At 49.1% G+C, this 12,012-nt stretch carries 12 protein-coding genes and 1 pseudogene; 2 read left to right on the top strand and 11 right to left on the bottom strand.

Features of this window, described 5'->3' with window-relative positions:
- Nucleotides 1-64 precede the first annotated feature (64 nt).
- From leuD to udk, 9 genes and pseudogenes are all read right to left on the bottom strand, one after another.
- On the bottom strand, nucleotides 65-655 hold the full coding sequence (gene leuD, locus DHL47_RS00060) for a 3-isopropylmalate dehydratase small subunit (protein ID WP_128837219.1): 591 nt from the start codon (nucleotides 653-655) through the stop codon (nucleotides 65-67).
- A gap of 68 nt (nucleotides 656-723) precedes the next feature.
- On the bottom strand, nucleotides 724-2,106 hold the full coding sequence (leuC, locus tag DHL47_RS00055) for a 3-isopropylmalate dehydratase large subunit (RefSeq protein WP_209550452.1): 1,383 nt from the start codon (nucleotides 2,104-2,106) through the stop codon (nucleotides 724-726).
- Nucleotide 2,107: 1 nt separating this feature from the next.
- Nucleotides 2,108-2,374: a DUF1294 domain-containing protein gene (locus DHL47_RS00050; RefSeq protein WP_209550451.1), complete on the bottom strand. Its 267-nt coding sequence runs from the start codon at nucleotides 2,372-2,374 to the stop codon at nucleotides 2,108-2,110.
- Entirely contained in the window at nucleotides 2,371-3,408 is a 1,038-nt protein-coding gene (leuB, locus tag DHL47_RS00045) for a 3-isopropylmalate dehydrogenase (protein ID WP_209550450.1), read from the bottom strand. Before leuB ends, DHL47_RS00050 begins: the two co-directional genes overlap by 4 nt.
- Nucleotides 3,409-3,424: 16 nt before the next feature.
- Nucleotides 3,425-4,987 carry a 2-isopropylmalate synthase gene (locus tag DHL47_RS00040; RefSeq protein ID WP_128837222.1) on the bottom strand — a complete coding sequence of 521 codons (1,563 nt, stop codon included), beginning with the start codon at nucleotides 4,985-4,987 and terminating at the stop codon, nucleotides 3,425-3,427.
- A gap of 352 nt (nucleotides 4,988-5,339) precedes the next feature.
- Nucleotides 5,340-5,522 (bottom strand): annotated as a pseudogene (locus DHL47_RS13250) (DUF2974 domain-containing protein); the annotation flags it as partial.
- A 30-nt stretch (nucleotides 5,523-5,552) separates the two neighbouring features.
- Nucleotides 5,553-6,227: a hypothetical protein gene (locus tag DHL47_RS00035; RefSeq protein WP_209550449.1), complete on the bottom strand. Its 675-nt coding sequence runs from the start codon at nucleotides 6,225-6,227 to the stop codon at nucleotides 5,553-5,555.
- 73 nt (nucleotides 6,228-6,300) lie between these two features.
- Complete coding sequence (locus tag DHL47_RS00030) at nucleotides 6,301-6,969, bottom strand: YoaK family protein (RefSeq protein ID WP_209550448.1); 669 nt, start codon at nucleotides 6,967-6,969, stop codon at nucleotides 6,301-6,303.
- Nucleotides 6,970-7,008: 39 nt separating this feature from the next.
- Complete coding sequence (gene udk, locus DHL47_RS00025) at nucleotides 7,009-7,644, bottom strand: uridine kinase (protein ID WP_164828467.1); 636 nt, start codon at nucleotides 7,642-7,644, stop codon at nucleotides 7,009-7,011.
- Nucleotides 7,645-7,751: 107 nt separating this feature from the next.
- Here udk and DHL47_RS00020 point away from each other — a divergent pair, with 107 nt between their 5' ends.
- Together DHL47_RS00020 and DHL47_RS00015 are read left to right on the top strand one after the other, a co-directional pair.
- Nucleotides 7,752-8,732: a Gfo/Idh/MocA family protein gene (locus DHL47_RS00020; RefSeq protein ID WP_209550447.1), complete on the top strand. Its 981-nt coding sequence runs from the start codon at nucleotides 7,752-7,754 to the stop codon at nucleotides 8,730-8,732.
- Entirely contained in the window at nucleotides 8,722-9,810 is a 1,089-nt protein-coding gene (locus tag DHL47_RS00015; RefSeq protein ID WP_209550446.1) for a DEAD/DEAH box helicase, read from the top strand. The genes DHL47_RS00020 and DHL47_RS00015 overlap by 11 nt, the downstream gene beginning before the upstream one ends.
- A 38-nt stretch (nucleotides 9,811-9,848) precedes the next feature.
- Here the strand turns inward: DHL47_RS00015 and DHL47_RS00010 are convergent, their stop codons facing one another.
- On the bottom strand, nucleotides 9,849-11,246 hold the full coding sequence (locus DHL47_RS00010) for a polysaccharide deacetylase family protein (RefSeq protein WP_209550445.1): 1,398 nt from the start codon (nucleotides 11,244-11,246) through the stop codon (nucleotides 9,849-9,851).
- A gap of 76 nt (nucleotides 11,247-11,322) precedes the next feature.
- Nucleotides 11,323-11,709: a lactoylglutathione lyase gene (gloA, locus tag DHL47_RS00005; RefSeq protein ID WP_209550444.1), complete on the bottom strand. Its 387-nt coding sequence runs from the start codon at nucleotides 11,707-11,709 to the stop codon at nucleotides 11,323-11,325.
- Nucleotides 11,710-12,012 lie beyond the last annotated feature (303 nt).

The raw sequence follows: 12,012 nt of genomic DNA, 5'->3' as shown, positions 1-12,012 counted from the left end.
TTTACCATATATTTCCAGTATAGACAAGCTTTTTCAGAATTTTCGCAATATAGCAAAAATAACCTTACTGCCAATAAGAAGGCCGGTGCTTCTCATACTCGGCAATCAAGTCTTCATACTGCAGGGTAATGCCGATGTCATCCAGACCGTTGAGCAGCTTGTGCTTCCACTCGCCGTCAATGTCAAAGGAAAATTCTCCTACCGGTGAAAAAATCTTCTGCTGGGCTAGGTCCACCGTGACCTCATCCGTAGATTTGAGGCCAGCCAGAGCCTGACGGACCTCCAGCGGCTGGACAATCGGCAGCATGCCATTATTGAGCTCGTTATTGTAGTGAATATCTCCAAAGGAGCCGGCAATGACCACCTTGAAACCATAGTCAGCCAGCGCCCAGGCGGCGTGCTCCCGAGAGGAGCCCGCTCCGAAGTTATCGCCTGTGATGAGAATGGTCGCCTTGCGGTATTCCGGCTTGTTAAAGATAAAGTCCGGGTCTTCTGTATAGCGGCTGTCCAGATAGCGCCAGGCGTACATCAGGTACTTGCCAAAACCCTTCTTGTCAATCAGCTTGAGAAACTGCTTGGGCAGGATTTGGTCTGTATCGATATTGTCATTCATAAGCGGGACCGTCGTCCCAGTGTAAACTGTGAATTTCTCCATAGAGCCTTTCTAAAATCGAATCAAATCGAAAGAAATGAACTGTTTCCTTCACCAAAGGCAGCTGCAAGCTACTGCACTTCCGGCAGCTGACGCACATCCACAAAGCGGCCGGCTATGGCCGCTGCTGCTGCCATAGCTGGACTGCAGAGATGGGTCTTGGCCCCAAATCCCTGCCGGTCCTCAAAGTTCCGGTTGCTGGTGGAAGCGCAGTGGACGCCGTCTGGCACCTTGTCAGGATTCATGCCCAGACACATGGAGCAGCCCGGATCCCGCCATTCAAAGCCCGCATCGATGAAAATCTTATCCAGCCCCATTCGCTCTGCGGCCCGCTTGACCGGACGAGAGCCCGGGACCACGATGGCTGTCAGGTTGGGCGCAATGTGCTTCCCCATGACAAACTTAGCTGCCAGCTGCAAATCACTGAGCCGGGCATTGGTGCAGGAGCCGATAAAGATATAACCCAGCTCGATGTCTTCTGCCTTTTCTCCCGGAGACAGGTCCATATAGTCATAGGCCCGCTCGTCATTCATGTCCCGGATTTCCGGAAAAGCGGCACCGAACTCTACGCCCATAGAGGGGTTGGTCCCCCAGGTCACCATAGGAGCTAGCTGTGACACATCTATATGAATGACTTTATCATACACCGCATCCGGATCAGACACCAGCGTTTTCCAGTCAGCTACGGCTGCTTCAAAATCCTCAGGTGCGCTGGGCCGGCCCCGAACATAGTCGAAGGTCTTTTGATCAGGATTCATAATCCCCATCTTGGAGCCGAACTCAATGGACATATTGCAGATGGTCATGCGCTCTTCCATAGTTAAATAGTCGACAGCATCACCAGCATATTCCACTACATAGCCGACACCTGCTGCCACGCCGTATTTGGCAATAAGAGCCAAGATGAAGTCTTTGGAGTAGACCCCCTTAGGCGGCACTCCTGTAAACTGGACCAGCATTTTCTTGGGCTTGACCTGCCAGATGGTCTGAGTGGCAAAGACATGCTCCACCTCCGAAGTCCCAATCCCAAAGGCAATGGCCCCAAAGGCCCCGTGAGTCGCTGTGTGGCTGTCGCCGCAGACGATGAACTTGCCCGGCTGGGTCTTGCCGGTCTCCGGACCCACCATATGAACAATGCCCTGCAGCTCAGAACCATGAGCTGCATGCTCAATGCCAAATTCCTTGACATTATCCGAAAGCTTGTCAATCTGCGCCTTGGAAATGACATCGCGAATATCATAGATATTGACCGTGGGGACATTGTGGTCAAAGGTTCCGAAGGTCAGATCCGGACGCCTGACCTTGCGGCCTGCATCGCGCAGTCCCTGAAAAGCCTGCGGACTGGTCACTTCATGAATATAATGCTGATCCACATACATGAGCTGGGGCTGACCTTCTTCGCCAGTGACGACATGTCGGTCCCAAAGTTTATCAAATATCGATTTTCCAGCCATACTAGCTTCTCCAAATGTAATACAAAATTCCGATTTCTATGATGAGGCCGCAGATCCAAGTCAGCCAGAAATACCATTTTCTAGTCTTGTGGTGAAAGATTCGGCCGCCAAGGAGCGCTCCCAGCCCACCGGCTGCAAGAGCCGATAGCAGCAAGGTTTTCTCCGGAATCCGGTACTGGCCTCTTTTAGCCTTTCTTTTATCCCAGCCATAGAGGAGAAAGACGATGAGATTCCACATTAGGCAAAGGCCTGTTACAATCCATTTCATAAGCTGCTGATAATCGCCTCCGTCATTTGTGCTGTTGTCGCCTGTCCACCCAAATCCTTGGTCAGAATGCCCTGAGCAAAAGCCGCTTCTACAGCCTGCTCAATCCGGTCTGCTGCAGCGGTCTCGCCAAAGCTATCCCTCAGCATCATGGCCACAGACAAAATCATGCTGACTGGATTGGCAATGCCCAGTCCTGCAATGTCCGGAGCCGATCCGTGGATAGGCTCATACATGCTGGGACCGCTCTCCGAATGGCTGGCAGAAGGCATCACCCCCAGAGTGCCAGACAGAACGCTGGACTCATCAGACAGAATGTCGCCGAAAAGATTTTCCGTCACCAGCACATCAAACTTAGCCGGATGGGTAATCATGAGCATGGCGGCGCTGTCTACCAGCTGGTGCTCCAAGGTCACATCCGGATAGTCTTTTGCCACCTCATCTGCCACCTTGCGCCAGAGTTTGGAAGTCGCCAGCACATTCTGCTTGTCAATGCTGGTCACGCGCTTCTTGCGGCCGCGCGCAATCTCAAAGGCCTTGCGGACAATCCGCTCCACCTCATCATAGCTGTAGTCATTGATGTCCCGCGCAGCTCTTTCCTCTAAAATATGGTCGCCGAAGTAAATCCCGCCCGTCAGCTCCCGCACCACTACAAAGTCTACGCCGGCAATCCGCTCGGCTTTGAGAGGCGACAAATGCTTAAGAGCATCAAAAATCTTAACTGGACGGATATTGGCATAGAGCTCCAGCTCCTTGCGCAAAGCCAGCAGTCCCTGCTCAGGTCGAACTGCTGCATTGTCATACTGAGGGCTGCCGATAGCTGCCAGAAGAATGGCATCTGCAGCCTGGGCCGCCCTTAAAGTAGACGCAGGCAGAGGGTGGCCAGCCGCATCAATGCCGGCCCCGCCGAAAGGCAGCTCCTCAACTTCATAGGAAAAACCGATGCTTTCGGCTGCGGCCTGCAGGACCTGCAGACCGGCTGTCATGATTTCCGGACCGATCCCGTCACCAGCCAGCGCAACTATTTTCTTGGTCATAACTCTTTCTTTCTAATCAGTTAGCAGGCAAGTCCCGATAAGAGACTTGATGGCCGATTTCTCCGGCGTTTTCCTTTTGCACAAAAGCATTGGCATGAATATAGGCAATAGCGCTGGCTTTCAATACGTCAAAATCAATGCCGGAAGAGTTGAAAATGGTGTCCGTATCCATATTTTCAACCGCTACCAGAACGCGGGCCTGAGAGTCAATACCGTCTGTCACAGCCTCGATATTATAAGACAGAAGCTGAACAGACTGGTTGAAGAATTGGTCGATGGCATTAAAGATAGCCTCTACACTGCCCTTGCCTTCTGCCACGCAGCTGACTACTTCGCCTCCTGCATTGACCAGCTGTACATCTGCCGTAATGGTCTGGTCGTCATTGGTCGTCAGCTGCAGGTCATCAAAGTGGAAGCCTTCAGGATTTTCAACCGTTGTGCCGGCAATCAGGGCCCGAATATCCGCATCGGTGACTTCGTTTTTCTTGTCCGCCAAGACCTTGAACTTGGCAAAAAGCTCCTTGATTTCAGATTCTTCAAAGTCCAGAGCCAGCTCTTTCAGCTTTTCGACAAAGGCATGACGGCCAGACAGCTTGCCAAGCGGCAGTGAGTTGCTCTTGACACCGACCAAGTCAGGTGTGATGATTTCGTAGGTCAGCGGATTCTTGAGAACGCCGTCCTGATGGATACCAGACTCATGGGAGAAGGCGTTGCCGCCGACGACTGCCTTGTTCTTCGGCACCGGAATACCTGAGAAGCGGGATACCAGCTCAGAAGTGTTGATTGTCTCATTGAGTACGATGTCTGTCTCAACCTGATAGTAGTCCTGACGAATCTCCAGTGCAACAGCTACTTCTTCCAAGGCTGCATTGCCGGCCCGCTCGCCGATTCCATTGATGGTGCCTTCCACTCGTCTTGCTCCGTGCTTAACAGCCGTCAAACTATTGGCCACTGCCATGCCCAGGTCATCATGGCAATGAGGGCTATAGATAATCTCACGATCTGTCTGAACATTGTCAATGAGATACTGGAAGATATGGCCGAACTCTTCTGGTGTCGTAAAGCCGACCGTATCCGGGATATTGATATAGCTGGCACCGGCATCCACCGCGGTCTGAATCACTTGCAGCAGAAAGTCCAGCTCTGTTCGTGTCGCATCTTCCGGTGAAAACTCGACAATATCGAACTTGGAACGTGCGTAAGACACATGCTCCTTGATTGCTTCCAAGATCTCTTCCTTGGACTTTTTCAGCTTGAACTCTCTGTGAATCGGACTGGTCGCAATGAAGACATGAATCTGCGGATGCTTGGCGTCCTTGAGCGCTTCATAGCAGGCATCAATATCAGACTTGACCGAACGGGCCAGACCGGTGACAGAAGCTTTTGTGATGACTCTGGCAATCTCCTGCACCGCCGCAAATGAATCCGGACTGGCAGCAGGAAAGCCAGCTTCAATAGCCGAAATGCCCCACTTCTCTAACTGCTTGGCAATAGCGACCTTTTCCTTGATGGAAAAATTCACTCCTGGTGTCTGCTCACCATCCCGGAGGCTGGTATCAAGAAACTCAACTTTGCGCATAAATCTATCCTCTTTCTAATGCTTAGAGCAAGTTGCGGCTGTGATTTTTGAAAAAACTTCCCAAAAATCAGCCTGTCAAAGAAAAAACATCTCACTTGGAACCAAGCGAGATGTTGATTTACTCCCGCTTGGTAAGCCAAACAGGACTAATGCTTTCGCACTAGCCCGAGTAACGCAACAACAGGTTAAAGTTTGTAAATTGTGCTGACTTCATGTCTGACTGACTCCTTGTAAAGACGTATCTTATTGATTAGTATTTTAACACAGCATCATAAGGCTGTCAAGAAAAAGTTATTATTTTCAGAAAATTTTTAATATGCTGGATTATTGATGGGATTTTCCATTATCAGAAAGAACTTTTACTGTCTCCCTGAAAGACACCAAAATCATGGGCACTCTCGGAATCGAAACTCTGAGAGCAGTACAAAGGAACAACGATATTAGTGTTACCAACTGGTTTTTTCAGCGGATCCGCTTTATCTCCAGGCAACTTAGTAATGGTATTTTCACGATTGAGCATACTCACCCTATCAAAACTAATCATTTATAAATAGCAATCGATTTTTCACGAATGTTGTTTCCCTTTTGATACTTCTGCAAATCTCACTTTCCCCTGCTCATACTTCCGCACAGCTAACAACCAGCGGATGGGGTTGTTTTGGAATAAGAAAAGGTACAACAAGGCAGGAAAAAGGCCTATCAATAATGAAAATAAAATTTGTGCATCAAATTTCTCCTGCCTTATAAATGAATTTACAATATTTGGTATGGTAGCAATTCCTATAAATGCTAAAAATATAATTACTAACTGTATTATTAGAAAAACTATCATCTTCCCAAACGTCGCTTTTTTCTTACTAAAATTTTCCCAAAACAGATTTGAATCAACGGCTTTCGCAAACTGTTGAGAACTTGCCCCCTGAACCTGCTTCACTTCTTTATACAAGGCCTCTTCCATCATCCATATAAAGCCAAAGCAGACAAAGAGCTGGACAGCTATATAAGGCGGGACCATCCAGCTGCTGTAGCGAAAACCGGAAAAAGCTGGTATGGCCACTATTTCTCCAATCAAACCCAAGAAAATGAAAACCAACATCAAAGGAATAATGGCCTTATTGGTCTTCCTAGCCCCTTCCGTATTTAAGAGGGTACTCTTATCGGCTACCAGAGCTTCTTTTGTTCGTGTGTTGTAATAGACAGCCTCATCACCGCTCTGCCCGATAAAAATTATGTTTCTCATTTTTCTTTCTGTTCTTACTGATTATTCTATAATCTTGCTTCTCAAGCTTCTCCATTCTGAAGCTTCTCTCCCCTCACCTCCGTATATACTGAATGCCTCGGCAGAGCAGAAAGGCCGTTAGGATTAGGGAAACCAGCCAGATGGTTTTCAAAAGGTAGAACTGGTCCAGGTAAGCGGAGAAAATAGCCCCAGCAACGAAGCTGCCCAAAAGGGCCACGAAAAAGAGACCTTCCCGCAAATAAGAACGGTCCTTGCTGCGGGCATATCTGCCGAAGGCCACCATGGTTTTCTTGATGTTGCCGGTCATAAAGGAGTTGTTGTAGACAATGCCGTCTACCTCTCCAAAGGCTGTCGCTACTACTCCCATGCAGAAAGCCAGCGGCGGGACAATGTAGATATTGGGAACAGCAGCCGGCAGCAGTCCGGCCAGACCGGTTGTTACAATCAGCGGCACAATGCTGGCCAGCCGCCACCAGGACTGCTCAAAGCGTCCCTGAAAAACAGTCAGCAGGAAAATCCCCAGCATAAAAGCCACCATGGTAGCCAGCTTGACCTCTATCGCCTGAGATTCACGATTAATCAGCTCCACCGACAAAAAGACCACATTGCCTGTCTGACCGGCTACCAAAGTGCCGCCGCGCTCGATAAAGGTATAGGCATCAATAAAACCGGCACAAAAGGTAAGCAGGCAGGCAAAAAACTTTGAGCGAGAGTGGAATTCTCTTTTGGTAAACTTTTTCATCACATTTCCTAAAAAGGGAGGCCTTCGCTCCCTTCCTTTCTATCCTTCTCTAGCTTCCTGCAGAATTTTCTCAATCTTGGTCGTAATCAGGTCAATGGCCACCTTATTGGAAGCTCCCTCAGGAATAATGACATCCGCATAGCGCTTGGTGGGCTCGATAAACTGGTGATACATGGGCTTGACCACACCTAGATACTGCTCAATGACACTGTCAAGGCTGCGGCCGCGCTCCTCCATATCCCGCTTAATCCGGCGGATAATCCGTACATCATCATCCGTGTCAACAAAAATCTTAATATCCATCAAATCGCGCAGGCGCTGATCCTCCAGTACCAAGATTCCTTCGACAATAAAGACATCCTGCGGGTCCTGCCGGTAAGTCTTGCTGCTGCGGGTATGCTCGGTATAGTCATAGGTGGGAATGTCCACTGGACGTCCAGCCAAGAGCTCCCGCATCTGCTCGATCATCAAATCCGTATCAAAGGCAAAGGGGTGGTCATAATTGGTCTTAACCCGTTCTTCAAAGGTCAGGTGGGACTGATCCTTATAGTAAGAGTCGTGCTCAATCATGGCAATTTTTTCATTGGGAAAGTTGGCTAAAATCGCCCGGGAAACACTGGTTTTTCCGCCTCCAGAGCCACCAGTAACACCGATAATAATAGGTCTGTTTTGCATGTTCTGCTCCATCACTTGTAATCCTATCTATTTTACCCTAATTCATGTTATAATGAAAGAGCTAAAGCAAAAAAAGTATTGATCCAAAATAGAAAAAGGAGGAGCCCATGCTAAAACTAGGCATTATCGGTACAGGCGCCATTTCTCATGAATTTATCAAGGCTGCTCAGCTCAGCGGTGGCTACCAGCTGGCTGCCGTTTACTCTCGGACGCTGACTGCTGCTGAGCGTTTCGTGAAAGCCTACGAAAAAGTCGCGCTCTACACCGACATGGTAGAATTTCTGTCTGCTGACTTGGATGTGGCTTACATTGCCAGTCCAAACTCGCTCCACTTCAGCCATGCCAAAGTAGCCATTCTGGCCCGCAAGCATGTCATCGTGGAAAAGCCGGCCGTCTCTCTTCCTGCCGAGTGGGCAGAGTTGGTCAAACTGGCTGCAGAACATCAGGTCTATGTCTTTGAAGCGGCCCGCAACTACCATGAGGAGGCCTTTGCGACCATCCGAGAATTTCTCAGGGATAAGACTGTCTGGGGGGCCAGCTTCACCTATGCAAAGTATTCTTCCAAAATGCAGGCCCTGCTGGAGGGACAGGAACCCAATGTCTTTTCGGCAAAATTTTCCGGCGGAGCGCTGATGGATCTGGGAGTTTATACCCTCTATGCCGCCATCGGTCTCTTTGGGAGACCGGAAAAAGCTCTTTACACCGCTCAGCAGCTGCCCAATACTGTGGACCTAAACGGTGCCGGCAGTCTGATTTATCCCGACTTTCAGGTCCGCATACAGGCCGGCAAAAATCTCAACAGCCAGCTGCCAGCTGAGATTTATACCGATCAGGGAACCCTGACTTTAGACGGTATTGAGTTTATCAGCTCTGCCATTTTCCAAAGACTGGACGGTCAGGAGGAAGTCCTGCCAATCGAGCAGGCGGCGCACCCCATGCTGGAAGAGTCTCAGGCTTTTGCAGGAGTGTTAGAAAACGGTGAAGACAGGACATATGCAGACTGGCAGCAGGCTACGGCGGCTGTTCACGACTGTCTGTTTGCCATGCGCAGGGAAGCAGGTATTAGATTTGAGGTTGATGATGATTAAGGAAAGATTTCCCCAAAGCTGGCGAGACCAGCTGACCCAGCTTAGCTTTGACCAGCTGACAGCTATTCAGGAAAAGATGTTTGAGCCGATTGCCGAGGGGCAGACCGTTCTCGGTGTCAGTCCGACCGGCACCGGTAAAACGCTGGCCTATCTTTGGCCCAGCCTGCTGAAGCTAACGTCCAAAAAAGCCCAGCAGCTCTTGATTTTGGCTCCCAATACCGAGCTGGCTGGCCAGATTTTTGAGGTCTGCAAGGCCTGGGCTCAGCCCTTAGGACTGACAGCCCAGCTCTTCATTTCCGGTTCCAGTCAGAAACGCCAGATTGAGCGGCTGAAAAAAGGACCGGAAATCCTCATCGGTACACCTGGACGTATTTTTGAGCTGGTCAAGCTGAAAAAAATCAAGATGATGAATGTGGAAACAATTGTTTTAGACGAGTTTGATCAGCTGCTCAGCGATTCCCAGTATCACTTTGTAGAGAAAATCTGCCGCTATGCCCCACGCGACCACCAGCTGGTCTACATGAGCGCGACAGCTAAGTTTGACCACGATAAGATTGCTGAAAATACCCTTCAAATCAGCATTGACGACCAGGCCTTGGACAATATCCAGCACTTCTACATGCAGGTCGAAAAGCGCGACAAGGTCGAGCTCCTGCGCAAACTGTCCAATGTGAAAGACTTCCGCGGTCTGGTCTTTTTCAGCGCCTTGTCTGACCTGGGCAGCGCCGAGGAAAAGCTCCAGTACCGTGAGGCCAATGCTGTCTCTCTGGCCAGTGATGTCAATGTCAAGTTCCGCAAGGTGATTCTGGATAAATTCAAAGAGCATCAGATTACCCTGCTGCTGGCGACCGACTTAGTAGCCCGCGGCATTGATATTGAGGCACTGGAGTGTGTGCTCAATTATGAGCCGCCACGTGATCTGGAAACCTACACCCACCGTGCAGGCCGAACCGGCCGTATGGGCAAGGAAGGCACCGTCATCACGCTAGTCAGCCATCCAGAAGAGCTCAAAACGCTCAAAAAATACGCCTCCGTGCGAGAGCTTGTCTTGAAAAACCAAGAACTGTATATAAATTAAAAAAATTGGAAATGCTGCAAAGCAATTTCCAATTTTTTTTAGTTTCTGCCGTAATAGATGCGATGCAGATCCAGCTGCCCTTCCAGCAGTTCATCCACCGTCACCAGTGTGTAGCCTTGATTTTGCAGATACTTAATGACGCTGGGCAGGGCATCAATGGTGGTCTGATGAATATCGTGCATGAGAATAATCGATCCGGGCTGCGTTTTAGCCACTTCCTGCATGATAGCCTTGGTATTATGCGTTTTCCAGTCCAGACTGTCAATATTCCACATGATAAAGGACTGATCCAGAGCGTTCTGAATCGTCAGATTAATGGCACCGTAAGGCGGCCGGGTAATGGTCGGTTTGCTGCCGATGACCTTGGCAAGCGCTGTCTGAGTGTCCAAAATTTCTTTCTTGGCTGCCTCTAGCGGGAGCTTGGTTAAAATCGGATGGTCCCATGTGTGAATCCCGATTTGGTGGCCTTCGGCATAGACCCGTCTGACCAAATCTTCATTGCCGGCAATATTTTGTCCGACCATGAAAAAGGTTGCCTTGGCGCCGTATTTTTTGAGAATATCCAGAGCCTGCGGTGTCGTCTTGGCTTCAGGCCCATCATCAAAGGTCAGCGCGACCATTTTCTCATGCCGTTTGGCCTCAAAGCTCTGATAAGACTCCAGATCAGCTCCTGTCAGATAGTCCGGGTTGATGCAATTGTAAAAGCTGGACAGGGGAATATCCAGACTGGTCAGTCCCTGAACCTCCTTAGGCAGGCCAATCGAAAAATGACTGTTTTCGTAGCGGAAGGTCCATTGGCTGAGCTCGGTCTGGCTTAGGCTGGTCATGACCTCTGTCTGCCCGCCCTCGTCCACCTGCCGAAAGGTCAGCTGGCTGGCTATTTCGCTGAGAAAAAGCTCCTTGGCTGCCTCGCCATTGGTAAAGAGCTGATCCAAGGTCAGCCGACTGCCGTCCTGACGGATATAGCTGGCAGCAATCTGCCGGACTTCTCCTTTGCTGATCTCCATCTTTTGGACCTGATAGTCTCTGCGATGGACCAGCACTTCCATCACATCCTTCAGGCTTGTTTCCTTTTCCTCCGTATAATAGAAGGTCAGCTGCTCAATCTTGCTGTCTTTTTTCTGATTATCCTTAATGGTCTGGCTATCTGCTTCTGCCTGCTCCTTGACTGCAGTCATGACCTGACCATTCAGCAGAGGATAAAAGGCCTCGATATAGTGGCTGCCAATCATTTTACTCTGCTTTTCGGTGTTTTCAGCATGGTACTTCTCTTCTTGGGCGATCAGCGCATCCACCTTCTCCTGCAGTTCCTTTTCCTGAAAAATCGCATAAATCCTCACTGCACCAAAAAACAGAGCAGCAAGGACCGTTAGACTCAGCAGACTGAAAACGAGGAGCTTCTTCTTACCGTTTCTCTTTTTATCTTGTCTTTTCATACACCTATCCTACATGAATGTCGCTAATAAAAAGTTTTTGGTTTGCTTGAAGCAAGAAAGCCTCCGCCGCTAAGCTTTAGAGGCTCTTCTCACGAATCACTTCCACCTTGTAGCCGTCAGGATCTTTGACAAAGTAATAGTTAGGCGGATTGCCGGGCAGACCTTTGGGATCCGTCACTTCATAACCCTTGGCCTTGTGCTCGGCATGGAGTGCCTCCAAGTCCGGCGTGCTGAGAGCCACATGGGCAAAACCATCCCCGATGATATAAGGACCGTGGTCATAGTTATAGGTCAATTCCAGCTCATAATCATCGCCGTCCAAACCTAGATAGACAATGGTAAATTTGTATTCCGGAAAATCCCTGCGGCGCAGCTCCTCAAAGCCAAAAGCCTCCGCATAAAAAGCAATCGATGCTTCCAAATTCTCCACACGCAAACAAGTATGTAACATTTTTGATGCCATTATTTCACCTCTTTGTTTTCATATTTATTATTATACCCTATTTTAGGCAAAATGGATATTAAATTTTTAAAAAAGCAGATAAAACATATAGAAGGCGGTGGGACAGACTCCCATGATGGCTGCGTCCTCACCCACAAGAGGGATGTATCTTTGGGAAGATACTGTATAAGACTCTCATGATGACTGCGCCCTCACCCACAGAGGGAGCTATCTTTGGGAAGATACCGTATAAGAACTAAATTTTTAAAAATTTAGTTCCCTTCACTCTTTTGTTTCTAAGCTCAGGCTGAAAAGGTTCCCCAA

It is taken from the genome of Streptococcus panodentis (assembly GCF_017884005.1).
In the GTDB taxonomy this organism is placed as follows: Bacteria; Bacillota; Bacilli; order Lactobacillales; family Streptococcaceae; genus Streptococcus; species Streptococcus panodentis.
Note: the sequence above shows the minus strand (reverse complement) of the source record. Positions and strands in the feature narration are given on the sequence as shown.